Source organism: Mesotoga infera (genome assembly GCA_011045915.1).
GTDB lineage: Bacteria > Thermotogota > Thermotogae > Petrotogales > Kosmotogaceae > Mesotoga > Mesotoga infera_D.
Genome location: DSBT01000321.1, coordinates 1 through 16258 on the forward strand (window position 1 = coordinate 1; position 16258 = coordinate 16258).

Annotated in this window: 20 protein-coding genes and 2 tRNA genes; all 22 read left to right on the plus strand. The window is 45.7% G+C overall.

Going from position 1 to position 16258, the window contains the following annotated elements; translation table 11 throughout:
- The coding region (locus ENN47_10370; protein ID HDP78564.1) for a type II and III secretion system protein at positions 1-2111 on the plus strand (2111 nt) is incomplete at its 5' end.
- On the plus strand, positions 2108-2935 hold the full coding sequence (amrB, locus tag ENN47_10375; GenBank protein ID HDP78565.1) for an AmmeMemoRadiSam system protein B: 828 nt from the start codon (positions 2108-2110) through the stop codon (positions 2933-2935). The genes ENN47_10370 and amrB, both read left to right, overlap by 4 nt.
- Positions 2936-3025: 90 nt before the next feature.
- Positions 3026-3529 carry a hypothetical protein gene (locus tag ENN47_10380; GenBank protein HDP78566.1) on the plus strand — a complete coding sequence of 168 codons (504 nt, stop codon included), beginning with the start codon at positions 3026-3028 and terminating at the stop codon, positions 3527-3529.
- Positions 3530-3540: 11 nt separating this feature from the next.
- Complete coding sequence (locus ENN47_10385; GenBank protein ID HDP78567.1) at positions 3541-3975, plus strand: Fis family transcriptional regulator; 435 nt, start codon at positions 3541-3543, stop codon at positions 3973-3975.
- Positions 3956-6265 (plus strand): endonuclease MutS2, encoded by a 2310-nt coding sequence (locus tag ENN47_10390; GenBank protein ID HDP78568.1) that lies wholly within the window; start codon positions 3956-3958, stop codon positions 6263-6265. The genes ENN47_10385 and ENN47_10390 overlap by 20 nt, the downstream gene beginning before the upstream one ends.
- An 8-nt stretch (positions 6266-6273) precedes the next feature.
- Positions 6274-6615 carry a holo-[acyl-carrier-protein] synthase gene (acpS, locus tag ENN47_10395; protein ID HDP78569.1) on the plus strand — a complete coding sequence of 114 codons (342 nt, stop codon included), beginning with the start codon at positions 6274-6276 and terminating at the stop codon, positions 6613-6615.
- Between the two features lies 1 nt (position 6616).
- Positions 6617-8614: an NAD-dependent DNA ligase LigA gene (gene ligA / locus ENN47_10400; GenBank protein HDP78570.1), complete on the plus strand. Its 1998-nt coding sequence runs from the start codon at positions 6617-6619 to the stop codon at positions 8612-8614.
- Complete coding sequence (locus ENN47_10405) at positions 8614-9738, plus strand: cysteine desulfurase (GenBank protein ID HDP78571.1); 1125 nt, start codon at positions 8614-8616, stop codon at positions 9736-9738. Before ligA ends, ENN47_10405 begins: the two co-directional genes overlap by 1 nt.
- A gap of 57 nt (positions 9739-9795) precedes the next feature.
- The gene (locus ENN47_10410) at positions 9796-10668 is read left to right on the plus strand and encodes a YicC family protein (protein HDP78572.1); all 873 of its coding nucleotides are present in this window, start codon (positions 9796-9798) and stop codon (positions 10666-10668) included.
- 12 nt (positions 10669-10680) lie between these two features.
- Positions 10681-10980, plus strand: coding sequence for a DUF370 domain-containing protein (locus ENN47_10415; protein HDP78573.1), 300 nt, complete (start codon positions 10681-10683; stop codon positions 10978-10980).
- Positions 10977-11594: a guanylate kinase gene (locus tag ENN47_10420; GenBank protein ID HDP78574.1), complete on the plus strand. Its 618-nt coding sequence runs from the start codon at positions 10977-10979 to the stop codon at positions 11592-11594. The genes ENN47_10415 and ENN47_10420 overlap by 4 nt, the downstream gene beginning before the upstream one ends.
- Entirely contained in the window at positions 11591-11824 is a 234-nt protein-coding gene (locus tag ENN47_10425) for a DNA-directed RNA polymerase subunit omega (protein HDP78575.1), read from the plus strand. Before ENN47_10420 ends, ENN47_10425 begins: the two co-directional genes overlap by 4 nt.
- Before the next feature lie 95 nt (positions 11825-11919).
- Positions 11920-11995: transfer RNA gene (locus ENN47_10430), tRNA-Thr, on the plus strand.
- A gap of 15 nt (positions 11996-12010) precedes the next feature.
- A tRNA-Tyr gene (locus tag ENN47_10435) sits at positions 12011-12097 on the plus strand.
- 29 nt (positions 12098-12126) lie between these two features.
- Positions 12127-12294 (plus strand): 50S ribosomal protein L33, encoded by a 168-nt coding sequence (rpmG, locus tag ENN47_10440; GenBank protein HDP78576.1) that lies wholly within the window; start codon positions 12127-12129, stop codon positions 12292-12294.
- A 35-nt stretch (positions 12295-12329) separates the two neighbouring features.
- Positions 12330-12536, plus strand: a complete 207-nt coding sequence (gene secE / locus ENN47_10445; GenBank protein HDP78577.1) for a preprotein translocase subunit SecE — start codon at positions 12330-12332, stop codon at positions 12534-12536.
- Positions 12537-12561: 25 nt separating this feature from the next.
- Positions 12562-13629 (plus strand): transcription termination/antitermination factor NusG, encoded by a 1068-nt coding sequence (gene nusG, locus ENN47_10450; protein ID HDP78578.1) that lies wholly within the window; start codon positions 12562-12564, stop codon positions 13627-13629.
- A 53-nt stretch (positions 13630-13682) separates the two neighbouring features.
- Entirely contained in the window at positions 13683-14108 is a 426-nt protein-coding gene (rplK, locus tag ENN47_10455; protein HDP78579.1) for a 50S ribosomal protein L11, read from the plus strand.
- Between the two features lie 12 nt (positions 14109-14120).
- Positions 14121-14819 (plus strand): 50S ribosomal protein L1, encoded by a 699-nt coding sequence (locus tag ENN47_10460; protein HDP78580.1) that lies wholly within the window; start codon positions 14121-14123, stop codon positions 14817-14819.
- Between the two features lie 133 nt (positions 14820-14952).
- Complete coding sequence (locus tag ENN47_10465; GenBank protein ID HDP78581.1) at positions 14953-15495, plus strand: 50S ribosomal protein L10; 543 nt, start codon at positions 14953-14955, stop codon at positions 15493-15495.
- Between the two features lie 21 nt (positions 15496-15516).
- Positions 15517-15903, plus strand: a complete 387-nt coding sequence (locus tag ENN47_10470; GenBank protein HDP78582.1) for a 50S ribosomal protein L7/L12 — start codon at positions 15517-15519, stop codon at positions 15901-15903.
- Between the two features lie 105 nt (positions 15904-16008).
- On the plus strand, positions 16009-16258 hold a 250-nt coding region (locus ENN47_10475), incomplete at its 3' end, for a hypothetical protein (GenBank protein HDP78583.1).

Here is a 16258-nt window from a genome sequence, read left to right on the forward strand (position 1 = left end):
CCGAAGTGCTTCAGGCAATGGTTAATGAACTGATGCTTGAAGTTACGTTTACTCAAATCACTCAGTCAAGGTATTTGTTGATAGGTGAGATAAACGACATTGATAGCATGAAGAGTATTCTGTCAGATGCTGTTGTCGGAGAATCGAAGTTCCTGGATTACGAGATAATTATCGTTAGCAAAGAGTTCAATGATTATCTTGTTGATGAAAGAATCAGGGAGGATTTAGATAATTCTTTGAATTCTATTGGAGTATCTACTTACATAGGTAAGTTTGATGACCGACTTCTGATTGTGGGGGAGAAAGCTCATGTAGATGTAGCTAAGAAACTGATTTCTGAGCTTGATGAAGCGTCAACTTTGTCTCAGTTAACCGAGAAGGTTTTTATTGAAGATCTTCCGTCTGTTAGCGGCTGGAGCATAGAGCAGATAACGCAGTTCCTTGAGTCTGCGGAGATTCATCTCAGATCGATCATAGAATACTCCGGTAGACTCATCGGAATAGGAACTCAGGTCGGTCTTGAAAACGCGAGAGCCGCGCTCAGTATCCTAGCCGTAGATTCGAAGCGGGAGTCGGTAAGAATCGAGAAGAATCTTGTGACCGAAACGCAGCTCAGAGAGATAATCTCCAAGCTGGATCTGAAAGTAGAGTTCGTAGATCTTGAGCGGCAGTGGCTGTTGATCGGTGAACCCGAGTCACTAATGATCATAACCAGGACAGTTGAAGAGGCGGCCGCAGACAAGGAGATCTCGAGATACATTACCGATCTGACCGTCAATCCGCAGGAACTTGCCGATCTTTTGAGAGAGTCAATCGAAGGAATCACCGTTCAGACCTTCACAGATCTCCAGATGCTGCTGATAAAGTCAAAGAGCTCCGTTTTGCTTGACGCGGCAGAGAAGATGGTTAGGGACGTTCAAGAGTCGAGAAAGGCCATCGATCCTCTTGAGAAGGGCATCGTTGTGACGGGTTCCACGGTCAGAATAAACGTTGCCGATCAGGATCTTGAGTCCCTTCTCAGGTTGGTTGCTGAAAAACTCGGCGTCTCGCTCCTTTTTGTGGATGAGATAGTCGAGAACGCGACAATGTCTATTGAAGGCCTTACGTGGGACGGGCTGGTGAAAGTCATCAATGCAACAAAACCGATCGAGATAAGCAAAATCGACGACATCTACGCTGTAACGAAGAAAGAACAGAAGGCCGGAGAAGAACCTACCGATGTCGAGCTTGTTTACCGTGTTTATCACAATGTTGAAGAAGTCACCAGATTGATTGAGTTCTACGGAGGCGAGGTTCTTTCCGATCCAGTGAACGGCTACATTGTTGTGAGAGGGCTTGCGAAGTCCAGAGTAGACAACATTTTCGATGAGATTGGATCTTCTCTTGCGCAACCTAAGAAACAGGTAAGGATTGAGACAAGACTGGTAGACAAGTCAATTGCTGATAGGATCACTCGAGAGCTCACGACTGAATTTGATGTGAACAATGCTGAGGTCCTTGTTAAGAGCGGTTCAATAGATCTGAACTTCAAATTGATAGACTATTTGGACATCACTCAATTGATAGATGATATCGTAAACACAGCCACGCTAGATGTTAATGCAAAATTGAGTGATGGTGATACTGATTCAGATTTGATTTCGAGCCCTTCAATCGTCTCAGTTAGTGGTCAGGAAGCGAAGATCCATATTGGAGATACGATTCCTTATCTCGTTCGAACTATAGAGTATGTTGAAGGTATCCCTATAGAGATCGAGACCATCGAATATCTGAACACTGGAGTCGAACTAAGAATCACTCCAACCGTTAATGATGACGGTAAGATATTACTTGATCTCTATATAAAGGTAAGTGAGCCGGAGAAGTATGAGGTCGAGGGGAGAGTCCTCTATGGAGAGAAGACCAGAGAAGCGCAGAGCAGACTCATCATCTCGAACGGTAATACGCTAACAATTGGAGGGCTTGTCAACAGTAACGAAACGATAACACTCAACAAGATGCCTTTCTTGAGCGATCTACCTTTCATTGGCAAGCTGTTTACCACAGAGAACAGAACATCCGACAAGAGAGAATTGGTTATCTTCATCACAGCGGAGGTGGTCGAGCCGTGATAAGGAGACCCGTTGTCAGCGGGAAGTTCTATGCTGGTGACGGAGAGGATCTCAAAAGCCAGATAATGAATTGCTTCTTCCATCCAGTGGGACCCGGAAGTCTTCCAGTGACCTCTGAGAGGAGTGAGGGGACAATCGGCCTGATTGTCCCTCATGCCGGTTATATGGCGAGTGGCCCAGTCGCTGCATGGGCTTACTGGAAGGCCGCTTCACTTATGAAGCCTGCGACGGTGGTAATAGTGGGACCAAACCATACTGGTCTGGGAACGCACCTCTCATTGTGGCTTGACCAAGCCTGGGAAACTCCCCTGGGTAGTGTGGAGATAGATCATGAACTAGGAAAGAGAATAATTGCCATGTCAAATGGGATAATTGCTTCAGATACGGCCGGCCACCTATATGAACACTCTATAGAAGTCCAGCTTCCCTTTTTGCAATTCATCTACGACGATTTCAAAATAGTCCCGATTATCATGACGGATCAGAGGCTGGAGACGGCTTTGATGATGTCGGAAGTTCTGGAAAAAGTGTCGAGGGAACGGAAGGATCTCCTTATTATAGCGTCGTCGGATTTGAATCATTACGAGTCGCATGAGATCACTATGGAGAAAGACAGTGAACTCGTCGGTCTTCTGACAGAAAGGAAGTATAGAGAGGCCTACGATGTCTCGAGGGAAAAGAGAATAACTGCCTGTGGTTTAGGTCCCATAGTAGCAGTAAGGGAGGCCTTCAACTCTTTGGATGTGCTCAGCAATACGACGAGCGGTGCGATAATCGGAGACAGGTACAGAACGGTTGGTTACTTCGCAGCTCTGCTGAAATAACAACATCAGGAATGGGAGCGCATAACTCGCTTTGCCTTTGGTGTGCCACAAAAAACCCATGCTATAATTTCGATGAACTGGAGGTGTTGTGTGAAGACCTTAGTAGTGTTCCTGATGGCAATCATGACGGGATCCCTTGGTTTTGGTTCGTTGATTATAGATGGTATGCACTATTCCGGCATAGCTTCGGCAGGTGGAGAGCTTGTATACGACGGAATAAACGCAGCATATGTCATTAGCCAAATTGGAAAAAACTCATTCGAACTAGGAGGAAACTTCTCCTTCATATCTTCATCTTCTTCTGAAGAATTCTACAAGAGCGGTCATTTCAATACGATGTTGAAAGTATTTGCAGGGCAAGCCTACGATTTGACCGAAAAATCGGCTGCAGGACTTAGAGTCGCTTCCAGAGTCGGCCTAATGACGGCGAACTTTGACAAGTTTGGGATCTTCTTCTCGATTACTCCGGTCATCTACGTTCGGGTAGGTTTTCTTTCCTTCGGAGTCTCGCTGGGAGTTGAACTTGAGCAATTCTTCGGAATGGAAACTCTTCCCGTTTTTCATGCGGGCGGTGAGATTACTTACCGTTTTTAGCGGAGGTGAATATGAGAGAATTGGCTGTTGTGAAGGAGCTTGAAGGAAATATTGTGCTCCTCGAAAAAGCTCGTACAGAGGCCTGTTCAACTTGCGGCTCAAAAAATAGTTGCAGTGTCTCGTTAAGTGAGAAGAAGGTTACTATAAAGGCAATGAAAAATGGAGTTGAGATTCATTCGGGAGATACAGTTGAGATCGAGACGGGCAACCTGAGTGCAACCAGAGTATCTATGATTGTTTACGGAATTCCCCTTGCCGTCTTTCTTGTCGTGCTCACAACGATGAATACTATTCTTAGATCCGAGGTACTTGCACTCGGAGTTGCCTTTGCTTCCATAGCGGTGGTCTATGCTCTAATCGCAGTCTATGACAGAAAGAACAGAGAAAAACTCATGCCGAAGATTATCAGGAAGGTGGAGCTGCCGGATGAATTCATTGTTCGATGAAGACGCTCTTCGATTGCTGGAGTTTGACACAGTTCTTAAGGATGTTTCTCAGAAAGCAATTTCCAGGTACGGAAAAGAGAGAATAAAGGCTCTCAAGCCTCTGGCTGAGGATACCGGTCTTCTCTACAGAAGAGTTAGCGAGTTCAACATGATACTGATGAGGGAAGGAGAGCCACCCTTCACAGTCTTTCATGATCTCAACGATTATATTGGCAAAGTTAAGCGGGGATTCAGTCTCGGCGGTGAAGAGCTTTTCAGGAGCGCCGTGACTATGGAAAACATTTGTCGTTTGAAGGAGTTCTTCGATCGTGTTTCTCAGGACTTCCCGGCGGTGAGCGAGGTAGCAGTTCTTCTAGGTTGCGAACGCGGATTCATAGGCGATGTCAGAAAGAAGATTTCAGAGGATGGACAGATTAAGGACAACGCTTCTCAAGTTTTGAAGGAGATTAGAAATGAACTTAAGAGTCTTTCAAGGAACCTCAGGGGAAGGCTCGATTCGATAATGAACAGGTACAAGGACAGTCTGACAGATAGTCTGGTGCTCAGCAGGGAAGGAAGATACGTTTTACCACTCTCGGCAGGCAGGAAGAATGAGTATCAGGGTGTCATTCACGGTTCTTCGGGCAGCGGCGCAACGGTCTATTTTGAGCCTCAGGAGCTTATTGCTCTTAACGACTCGATGAGAATTCTTCAATCTAGAGAAGAAGAGGAAATCAGAAGAATATTGAGAGAGCTTACAACCCTTTTTTTTAGCACCTTTGAAAGACTTGAGCCATCACTGGAGGCCTTAGGTATTCTCGATGCTCTTTACGCTGCCTGTAGATACGCAAAGAAGAGAAAAGGGGTCTTCATTGGACCATCTCTTTCAAGCCGATTTTATCTCAAAGATGCCAGGCACCCTCTCATCAACGATGAAAAAGTGGTCCCGATTACGTTCACAATGGAAGAGGGGATAAATGGAGTTTTCATTACTGGCCCAAACACAGGTGGAAAGACGGTTGCAATGAAGACGATTGGTCTCGCGGTGCTTCTCATGCTTTGCGGACTTCCTGTACTCGCGGACCAGACATCGGAGATCCCCTTTTTCAGGATGCTGTTTGCAGACATTGGGGACGAGCAGTCCATCGAGCAGAGTCTGAGCACTTTCTCTTCTCATATATCAAGAATAATTAGAATAATCGGAAGCGTTGAAGGTGACTCTCTTGTGTTGCTTGATGAACTGGGCGCTGGAACCGATCCTGTTGAGGGATCGGCTCTGTCCATAGCGATAATAGAGAGGCTGTTGGAGAAGTCCAGACTGATCCTTACGACTCACTTGACCCCAATTAAGCTCTATGCTATGGAACGCTCAGACGTGGAGAATGCAAGTGTCGAGTTTGATGTTGCGAGCCTCAGGCCGACCTATAGACTGCTAATGGGTATTCCCGGCTCGTCAAATGCCATAGAGGTTTCAAAAAGGCTGGGGCTGCCGCCGGAAATAATTGAGAGAGCCCGTTCATATATGGACAGTGAAGCTAGAGACCTGGAGGCAGTAATTGGCAAACTCCACAAAGAAAGATCGTCACTGGAAGAAGAAAGAAGGGCTCTTCTCTTGACGAGAAAGGAACTTGAAGAAAGGACTCAGGTTTTTGAAGAGAAGCTTTCAATGATCAAAGAAAGACGATACCGCGAGGTAAGCAGAGAAATAGATGAACTGGAGGAAAGACTGGGATCCATTATCAAAGACATCGAAAGAGCGATAAGTCAGTCGAGGTCATCAAGCGAAAGAGACAAAGTTGCAGCAGTTAAGCGCCTGAACGAACTGAAAAGGGAAGTCGAGCTCTTCGGAAGCGCTTCTCCTGATAAGGGAGATTCGGTGATACCAGCTATCGGTGACTCGGTGAAGCTAATAGAAAGCGGCGCAGAAGGTACGGTTCGTGAATTTGATGGAGACAGAGTAGTCATTGACTCGGGGAAAATCACATTGAAGGTTCCGTTGTCGCGGGTCCGGGTTATTGGAAAAGTCACTGCTGAATCCGAGATGTCATCTCTTGAATTGGAGAACTTGAGCATAAGTCAGGAAATAGATATCAGAGGCAGTATCACAGAGGATGTTCCGATAATTATCGACGACTTTCTTCAAATGCTCAAGACAAATGGTAAGAAGCAGGGTTACATAATTCATGGAAAGGGTACTGGCAAGCTTGCTGAAGGAGTATGGAGCTACTTGAGGCGCACAAGAGGTGTCAAGAGCTTCAGAATCGGAACTCCTTCGGAAGGCGGGAGTGGCGTCACCGTTGTGGAGGTCTGAGAGGGATCATGAATACTGGGATAGACATCATCAATATTTCGCGTATGACGGAAGCCGTTGCAGAGCGAATTCTCGGGAAGGAAGAGAAGGAGATCTATGACGGTCTAGGGAATGAGCGTAGAAGGATGGAGTTTGCCGCCGGCCGCTTCGCGGCCAAAGAGGCGTTTGTAAAGGCATCGGGGTGCAAGGACATTGAGTTCTCGAAGATTCAGTTTCTGGCCGACGATGGGGGAAGACCGATCCCCTCTGAAGAATTGAAGCGGCTAGTGAATAACGTCGATCTGACGGTTAGCATTTCTCATGAGCGAGAATATGCCGTAGCAGTCGTGATTGTCTTCGGGAGGGGTTAGCGTGATTTCATTTGAAGAAGCAAAGAGGAGAATCGAGGAGCTGAGAAAAGAGATCGACCACCATGCTCATAAGTACTACGTTCTCGATGATCCAGAGATATCTGATGTTGAATACGATCGTCTAATGGAGGAGCTTACTGAACTTGAAGATCAATACCCTGAACTGAAGACTCCCGATTCGCCAACTGTACGGGTTGGTTTGAGACCAATTGATTCCTTCAAGGAGGTAGTTCATGAGTATAGGCTCTTCTCCCTGGACAACACCTACTCGGAGCAGGAGGTAACTCAGTTCGACAAAAGGATCAGAGAGGCACTGAACGTCGATTCGGTGCAGTATGTTTGTGAACTCAAAATCGATGGACTTTCTATCTCTCTGACGTACGAAGGCGGTTTGCTTCTGAGAGGAGCGACGAGAGGAAACGGCTTCGTGGGAGAGGATGTCACCGAGAACATCAAAGCTATCAAATCTATCCCCCTCAGGCTGAGGAAGGACCTCTCGATAGAATTGAGGGGAGAGGTGTATTTGCCAAAGGATGTCTTTAACGAACTAAACAAAGTTCGCGCAGAGAGTAATCTTCAGTTGTTTGCAAATCCTCGAAACGCCGCCGCTGGAACTCTCAGGCAGCTCGATCCAAGGGAAGTATCAAAACGAAAGCTAAGTGCGTTTTTCTATCAGATTGTTGAACCTGAGAGGTTTGGACTGAAAAGCCAGAGTGAGCAACTTGATTTTCTTAGGGCGATTGGGATGAAAGTTGAGCCGAATTTCGAGGTGGCAGATGGCACAGAAGAAGTTATCGAATTCTGGAGGAAATGGTCCGGATTGAAATCCAGTTTGAATTATGCAGTAGACGGAACGGTCGTGAAAGTGGAAGATCTTCACTTGCAGCAAGAGCTGGGGTACACTACGAAGGCTCCCAGGTGGGCTATAGCCTTCAAGTTCCCTGCCGAGCAAGCTACGACGAAGCTGATGGGTGTGACTCTCGGAGTAGGGAGGCTTGGCACGATAACGCCAGTAGCTGAACTAGAGCCGATTCAGCTGGCCGGAACCACCGTGAAAAGGGCAAGTATGCATAATTTCGACTTTGTCCGTGAAAAGGATATAAGAATCTTTGACACAGTCATTGTAGAAAAAGCGGGCGAAATCATTCCGCAGATAGTGAAAAGTATTCCAGAAAAGAGAACCGGCGCTGAGCTAGAAATCAATCCCCCTCCGCAATGCCCGGTCTGCGGCGGACGTGTCGGAAAAGAGAGAGCTGAGGACGTAGCGCTGAAATGTCTGAATCTTGCCTGCCCTGCGAAACTTAGCAGAAGGATACAGTTTTTCTGCTCCAGAGACGGAATGGATATTGAAGGGCTTGGAGAAAAACTCGTGGAAAGGATAGTCGAAGCCGGTCTTGTGAAGAATCCTTCCGATCTTTACAAACTGAGTGAAGACGATCTCCTCAATCTGGGAGAGGGAATCGGCGAAAAGACGGCTGCCAAAATCATCGAAGCCATCGAGAAGAGCAGGACAAATCCTCTTTTCAATCTCATTGCTGGACTCGGAATCCCCGGTGTAGGATCGAAGCTTGCAAGAGATCTCTCAAACTACTTTGGAAGTCTACAGGCAATAATCTCTGCAAGCGAAAAGGAATTGAAGGAAGTCTCGGGTATCGGTGAACAGCTTGCTTCAGACATAAGAAAGTACTTGAATGAGTCTGATGTGAGAGAAGAGATTGAGGAACTAATGAAATATGTGAATACACAAGAGAAAAGCGTAGGCGGAGTCAAACCCTTAAGAGGATTGAAGTTTGCTGTTACTGGCACCCTTCCCGGCTATTCTAGAAAGGAAATACAGGAAAAGATAATTGAACTTGGTGGAGAGACTGTTTCGAGTGTTTCGAAAAATACCGATTACCTTCTTGTGGGTGAGAATCCCGGTTCAAAAGAGGGAAAGGCCCGCTCGCTCGGAATAAAGATAATTAGTGAGAAGGAGTTTGAGGAGATGGTTAAGTCTTGATCCGTTATTTCGACAACAATGCCACTACTCAGATGGAAAGAGATCTTGCCAAACTTATGGCGAGTCTGTGCGAGGAAGAATATGCAAATCCCAATTCAATGCATTCTTTTGGTGTGAAACAAGCTCGCCGCCATGAAGAAGCCAGAGAGAGAGTGGCGCATTGTCTCTCGGTCGATCCCAGAGAGATATTCTTCACTTCATGTGCGACTGAGACGATAAACTGGATTCTCAGGTCCAGTATTTTCTTCAGGGGCAAGAGGAAGAAGATTGTCACAACTTCAATTGAACATAAGGCTGTTCTAAATACTCTTAGAGATCTGAAGACAATTTCGAACATTGAGTATCGTGAGGTTGCACCGGAAAGCGGTGGCATTGTGAGCGTCGACAAGCTCCTCAGTGAGGTTGATGATGAGACTTTTCTTGTCTCTGTCATGGCTGCAAACAACGTAACCGGTTCGATTCAGCCCTATGAAGAGATTGGTATGGCTTTGAGAGGAAGAGCCGTTCTCTACCATGTAGATGCAGTTCAGACGATAGGTAAGATACCCTTCAATTTACAGAAAGGCTTCTGTGATTATGCTTCATTTTCTGCCCACAAGTTTCATGGTCCAAAGGGTGTCGGAATAGCATACGTGAAACGCGGATCGCCAATCAAGCCCTTTATAACTGGTGGAGGACAGGAGAGGGGTATGCGCGCGGGGACTCAGAACGTGCCGGGTGCTCTGGTTGCATCGATAGCGATGCAGAGAGCAATTGAAAATATGGAAACGTCATCAAGAAGACTTAGAGATTTCCAGCAACAGATTGTTAAGAGCGTGAAAGCTCTTGGCGGAGTTGTGAATACTCCTGAAGATTCAATCTCAAACACAGTTAATGTATCTTTTGCAGGTATTAGGTCGGAGGTTCTGGTTAATGCTCTCTCCCAGGAAGATGTCTATCTAGGGACTTCTTCGGCGTGTTCTTCCAGAAGCGATGGAGGTCAATACGTCCTTGATGAAATGGGAGTTGATCCTTCTCTTGCCTCCTGCTCGATCAGAATAAGCATGTCAAGATTTACCACGAAGGAAGATGTGGCGATTCTAATAGAAAAACTGAAGAAAACGGTTCCTCTTTTGAAATTTTAGTCACAAACGGTTATAATTGACTGTAATTAGATTTAACCGCCTTTGAGGTGATAATAGTTGCTCAGAAGTATGACCGGATATGCGAGGGTCGAAAAAACACTGTGCGGAGTAAATGCTTTCGTCGAGTTGAAAACGGTAAATTCGAAGTACTTGAATGTTGATATAAATATCGGGGATGCTTTCTCCGAGCTTGAAATGAATGTCAACAGATTAATAAAAGGAAATCTCAAGCGTGGAACTGTGAAGGCCAGAATCGATATATCTCTGGTAGACAGTGATGACCTTCTTCAACCTGACTTTGGAATAGCCTCCTCAATCTACAATTCTCTGAGATCGATAAGAGAGCGTTACGGACTCGCCGGAGAAGTCTCCGTAGATTCAATGGCCAGATTCAAGGAGATATTCAAGAGCAGGCCATCGGAAGACCTTGCAGAAAAGATATGGAATGTTATAGAAGGGCTCCTGATTGAAGCTGTGGAACAACTGAACATTGACAGGGAAAGGGAAGGACAGAACATGTCTCTCGCTTTGAACGAGTATCTTGATAGGCTCGAGATCGTTGCGGAAGAGCTCCAGGCCAATTCCGAGGACATGGTTCTGTACTATCGAGATTTCCTGAAGAGGAAACTGGAGCAGCTTTCCGACGGTCAGCTCGATGACAACAGGTTGGAACAGGAAGTAGCGCTTCTTGCAGAAAAGGCAGATATTTCGGAGGAAATAGTCAGACTGATCTCTCATATCGAGTCCTTCAGAAGTGTTATGCAATCTGACAGAGAGAGTGGGGTGCAGCTTGATTTCATCTGTCAGGAGATGCACCGCGAACTGTCCACGATTGCATCCAAATCGAAAAAACTGGCGATTACTAACCTCTCTGTCGAGGGAAGAACGCTGGTAAACAAACTGAGGGAACAAGTTCAGAACATAGAGTAGGAGGTGTTTCACTTGTACGGACTCATAAACGTCGGGTTCGGTAATGTTATTATCGGTGATAGAGTTATTGCAATTGTGAATCCCGAATCCGCACCACTAAAAAGGTTGAAGGAAGTGGCCAAGGACGAAGGAAAGCTAATCGATGCCACATATGGCAGGAAGACTAGAGCAATAGTTATCACTGACAGTAATCATATTATCTTATCTGCAATTCAGCCTGAGACTATCGCCTCTAGATTTATGCAGACATTCAGCGACATTGAAAAGCTGCTGGAAGATATCAGGGTATCTGGACAGAATTTTGAAGAATGAAAGGTATAGTCTTTGTGATGAGTGGTCCTTCGGGGGCCGGAAAGACCTCGATACTCAAAGAAGTACTTAATCGCATTGAAAATCTTGATTTCTCCGTGTCATATGCCACAAGAGAGAGACGTCCGGCGGAGATCGACGGCAAAGACTACATATTTGTTTCCGAAGCTGAATTCGGTAAGCTCTTGGAAGAGAATGAATTTCTTGAATGGGCAAAGGTTCATGGAAATTATTATGGAACGTCGAGAAATCAAGTGAAAAAAAGCGTGGATTCTGATAGAGACATACTTCTTGACGTGGATATTCAGGGAGCAATGTCAGTAATGAATGCACTGGAGGACGCCGTTTATATCTTTGTTGCTCCACCATCATACGGAGAGCTGATTCGGCGCCTCGAGTCGAGAGGAACAGAAAATATCGAATCTCTGAAAATGAGGTTGGAAGATGCGAAGTGGGAATTGGAACAGGTTAAACACTTTCAGTATCTTGTTGTTAACGATAATTTAAACCACTCGGTAAGTCAATTTGAGGCAATAATTACCGCCGAAAGGCTTCGAGTTGATAGAATTGTGAATGAAAAGGGAGAAAGATTCCTGTTTGAGGAGAAGACTAGATGATTATCAATTATGATCTGCTTTTGAAGAGAATTAGGCACAAGTATGCGATTCCAGTGGCTGCAGCTAAGAGGGCCGAAGATCTGGAGGATTTTGGACGTCCGAAACTGGATCCGGCGACAGTTAAAGCTTCCGGCGATAAGATCACTATTGCTTTGAAGGAGTTGGAAGAAGGTTACATCAGGATTAGAAATGAAGAGATGCTGATGATTCTGGTCCCGAAAGTAAAGTAACAGTTTTCGCTTCCCTGCCCTCAGATGAGGAAATTTCTTAATTTGCCTTGTTGACAGGGATAAGGTCATTAGATATAATAAGTATCGTGCGTCGGGCCAACGTAGCTCAATCGGAAGAGCGGCTGATTTGTAATCAGCAGGTTGGGGGTTCAAGTCCCTTCGTTGGCTCCAAGGTTAACTATCGGTGGTAAGGTGCCCGAGTGGTCAAAGGGGGCGGACTGTAAATCCGCTGGCGGAACGCCTTCGGTGGTTCAAACCCACCCCTTACCACCATTAATTTTGCTACTGTTGAGGTGCAAGCAATGGCAAAGAAAACGAAGGGAAATAAGGTTCTTGTAACTTTGAAGTGTTCGGAGTGCGGTACGAGAAACTATTACAGATTCAAGAACCGCCAGAAGAAGTATAAGCTTGACTCGAGTAAGTACTGCCCGAAGTGCAGAAAACATACCGAGCACAAAGAATCCAAGTAAGGTTGAGTCGTCTCAACTGAGTCAGGAGGAATCCCATGGCCAAGGCAAAGTTTTGGAAGTTTCTTTCCGAAGTAAAGAGTGAAGTTAAGAAGGTGACGTGGCCTAACAGGGAGCAGATGATCTCGTCTACTGGAGCAGTACTCGTCATTCTAATTGCTGCGGGTGCGTTTCTCGCGCTTCTCGATGTTATCTTTACGAATGCGATCGGGTCGCTTTTGAATTTCTTGACAGGCGCTATTTAATGCTGTTATGCGTTGGTGATTAGTTGTGCGGAAAAGATGGTTTATAATTCAAACTTACTCAGGCCTTGAAAACTCTATCAAAGAAGCAATTCAGATCAAGATAGAGTCTTTCGGCTTTTCGCACATGTTCGGAAAGATTCTTGTTCCGGAGGAAACTAAGCTTGACAGAGCTAACGTAGCTGCGGAAAAGTATATCGTTCCTGCCAACGCAAAGCTTCTAGTTAAGGACAATCAAGACGTAGCTAAAGGAGACCCTGTAGCTGAAGAAGTAGAAATCAAAGTTAAGAATGACGGTACAGTTGCAGAAATCAAAAACTACAGAGTAATCTTCATTGAGACTGCCGACAGGCGCTATACCAAAACCTATTACATTCCCGAAAGTGCAAAGATTGAGACAGGTATTAAGACTGGAGCCAGGATTAGGCAGGGAATGCCTCTTGCAAAGCAGGGCGAGTATTTCTGCGAATTGGACGGGAGGATTGTCTATACACAAAAGATGAAGCGAATCGTCGTTGAAAAGGAAAACGGGGACGAAGACGTCTATCTTGTACATCCAGATAGCTATGATTCCAGGACTGCGAAGAAACAAAATCCTGTAAAGCGGGGGCAGCTGTTTGGTGAGACTAGAAAGATTTTCTCTAAGACCGAAGGAAGAGTGGAAATATCAGATCTTCCAGGAAGGAAAGAGATAAAGATTTTCAAGATCATCAGAACAAGGCTGTATCCCGGGTATGTCTTCATCGAAATGATAATGAACGAAGAGACGTGGAATGTTGTCAAGAATACTCCAAATGTTGTCAACTTCGTTTCGGTAGGCGGTCAGCCTGTACAGCTCAAGGAAAAAGAGATAAAAGCCTTGTTGAGGTTGGTGGGAATTGAACAGTATGAAGAACATTCAGGCGGTCCAGTCAAGATAGAAGTTGATTTTGATATTGGCGAGGTCGTAAGAATCAATACAGGTCCATTTGAAGACTTTGTAGGAAAAGTGACAAGTCTAGATCCTGAAAGACAAGAATTGAAAGTAGTGGTCAGTATCTTTGGAAGAGAGACGCCAGTTATCCTCAGTTTGTCTGAGGTTGAGAAAATAGTCTGATCTACGAAAAAGTGGGAGGGTTACGCCCTTTAACCACAAGGAGGTAAGAAAATATGTCTAAGAAGGTCATTGCCCAAATCAAGCTACAGCTTGAAGCGGGGAAGGCTACACCAGCACCTCCAGTAGGACCGGCTCTCGGTCAGCATGGAGTGAATATCATGGGGTTCTGTAAGCAGTTCAATGCAGAGACTTCAGACAAAGCCGGTATGGTGCTGCCGGTAGTTATTTCGGTATATGCAGACAGATCCTTCAGCTTCATCCTCAAAACTCCGCCCGCCAGCTTCCTGTTGCTTAAAGCCGCGGGAATCCAGAAGGGCTCTGGAGTTCCTAATCGTGAGAAGGTTGGAAAAGTTACCAGGGCGCAACTGGAGGAAATTGCGAAAGTCAAAATGCCCGATCTCAATGCCAGAACAGTCGATGCCGCCGCGAAGATTATTGCCGGAACTGCTCGCAACATGGGCATCGAAATCGTAGGTTGAGGAGGGGTTTGTATGCCGGTTAGATCAAAGAGATACATTCAAGCTAGAGAGTCCGTTGACAGAGTCAGAGTTTACTCAGTCGAAGAGTCTATAGAGTTGCTAAAGAGTTTTCCGCCAACCAAGTTTGATGAGACTGTCGAGATGCATATAAAGCTCGGAATCGATCCTTCAAAGTCTGATCAGCAGGTTAGGGGTACAATTTCCCTTCCTCATGGAACAGGAAAGGATGTACGTGTTCTGGTGTTTGCCAAAGGAGAGCAGGCAGATGTTGCAAGACAGGCCGGAGCGGACTTCGTGGGCTCCGATGATCTTGTTCAGCAGATTCAAGGAGGCTGGACAGATTTTGATGTTGCGATTGCTACTCCTGATATGATGAGAGACATAGGCAGACTGGGTAAGGTCCTTGGGCCACGAGGCCTAATGCCGTCTCCAAAGGCAGGAACTGTGACGACCGATGTCGAAGATGCAGTTAAGGGTTTTAAAGCCGGGAGAATCGAAGTTAAGAATGATAAGACAGGGAATCTTCATTTGCCTGTCGGAAAGAAGTCTTTTGAAAGTGAGAAACTGCGTGAGAACTTCGTCTCGGCTCTTAATCAGATTACAAAAATGAAACCATCCGGTTCGAAAGGAAGATTCGTTCAGAGAGTTTTCCTCACGACTACTATGGGTGCTGGAATTAAGGTAGATTTCGTTAAAGAAACAGAGAAGTAGTCAACAAAAAGATATAAATTATTGCCAGAGACAGTAGGTAATTAAGAGCGTAAGCCGCCTACCGAGGCATGTAGAAGATTAGCCTTCTGCGGCCTCGATTTTGGGGCCGCTTTTCTGAAAGGAGGTGCGAGAAGTGCTAACCAGAGAAAGAAAAGAAGAAATCGTCCGGAGTCTATCAGAGGCCTACAAAAAATCTTCTCTAATACTGTTCGCGGATTACAAGGGCATGAAAGTAGCTGGTATTACTACTTTCAGAGACCGACTTTATGAGAAGTACGAGGATAGAGCCCAGTTCACGATAAAGAAGAACACGCTTGTCAGACTTGCCCTAAGTAATGCTGGTTTTGACGAAAGCGAGTGGAAAGACTCAATTACCGGTACGACGGCAGTGCTGACTGTGGATGATGAGGATCCTATCTCAGCGCTGAAGATAATCACTGATTTCAACAAGAACAATAAGACCTTGCCAGTTATAAAAGCAGGATTTCTTGAAGGGAGATACTTTACCGGAGCCCAGTCCTCGGAACTTGCAAAATTGCCTTCGAGAGATCAACTGATTGCGATGGTCGTCGGTGGATTTGCAGCTCCAATAACCGGTCTTGTCTATACTCTGAATGGAGTGCTAACGAAGTTCCTGTATGCTCTAAATGCAATTAAGGATAAAAAAGCTGAATGATTCATGTGGAGGTGTGGTAAGATGACTAAGGAAGAACTAATAGGTGCAATAAAGGAAATGACAGTAGCAGAGCTTTCTGAACTTGTGAAGGCCTTAGAAGAGGAATTCGGTGTTAGTGCGGCAGCTCCTATGGCTGTAGCGGCAGCGCCTGCAGCGGGTGGCGCGGCAGCCGAGGAAGAAGAAGAGCAGTCTGAATTCAAGGTTGTTCTCAAGTCCTTTGGAGCAAAGAAGATCGATGTTATTAAGGTCGTAAGAACGATAACCGGACTCGGACTGAAAGAAGCCAAGGATCTTGTCGAGAAGGCTGGAACACCGGAGGGCGTCGTTAAAGAGAACCTTCCGAAAGTGGAGGCAGAGGAACTGAAGAAGCAGCTTGAAGAAGCTGGCGCCGAAGTCGAATTGAAGTAATTGGGCAATTGTCTGGTTACATATTCTCTGTATAATAAAGACACCCACATCAGGGAAATCCTCTGATGTGGGTTTGGTGTGCTAAAACAGACAAGAGGTGATCTGATGAGAAAGGCCAATTTTGGCAAACGAGAGCGGTGGGTATTTGGTAGAGTGTATGAACCTCTTGAAATCCCGAATCTCATTGAGATCCAGACTCGTTCCTTCGAGTGGTTTATAGATGAAGGACTTCTGAGTGTTCTAAAGAAGTATTCCCCCATCAAGTCGCAGATCCAGCGTTCGGATCTCAAGAAGGGCGAGAAAGGCTTCTCTCTGGATTTTGTATCGACCAGAATAGGCGAGGCGAAACACTCCA

Excerpts from the sequence above, each read along its gene's own strand:
- ENN47_10385 (HDP78567.1), top strand. The coding sequence starts at position 3,541 with ATGAGAGAATTGGCTGTTGTGAAGGAGCTTGAAGGAAATATTGTGCTC.
- ENN47_10390 (HDP78568.1), top strand. The coding sequence starts at position 3,956 with ATGAATTCATTGTTCGATGAAGACGCTCTTCGATTGCTGGAGTTTGAC.
- acpS (HDP78569.1), top strand. The coding sequence starts at position 6,274 with ATGAATACTGGGATAGACATCATCAATATTTCGCGTATGACGGAAGCC.
- ENN47_10420 (HDP78574.1), top strand. The coding sequence starts at position 10,977 with ATGAAAGGTATAGTCTTTGTGATGAGTGGTCCTTCGGGGGCCGGAAAG.
- ENN47_10425 (HDP78575.1), top strand. The coding sequence starts at position 11,591 with ATGATTATCAATTATGATCTGCTTTTGAAGAGAATTAGGCACAAGTAT.
- rpmG (HDP78576.1), top strand. The coding sequence starts at position 12,127 with ATGGCAAAGAAAACGAAGGGAAATAAGGTTCTTGTAACTTTGAAGTGT.
- secE (HDP78577.1), top strand. The coding sequence starts at position 12,330 with ATGGCCAAGGCAAAGTTTTGGAAGTTTCTTTCCGAAGTAAAGAGTGAA.
- rplK (HDP78579.1), top strand. The coding sequence starts at position 13,683 with ATGTCTAAGAAGGTCATTGCCCAAATCAAGCTACAGCTTGAAGCGGGG.
- ENN47_10460 (HDP78580.1), top strand. The coding sequence starts at position 14,121 with ATGCCGGTTAGATCAAAGAGATACATTCAAGCTAGAGAGTCCGTTGAC.
- ENN47_10470 (HDP78582.1), top strand. The coding sequence starts at position 15,517 with ATGACTAAGGAAGAACTAATAGGTGCAATAAAGGAAATGACAGTAGCA.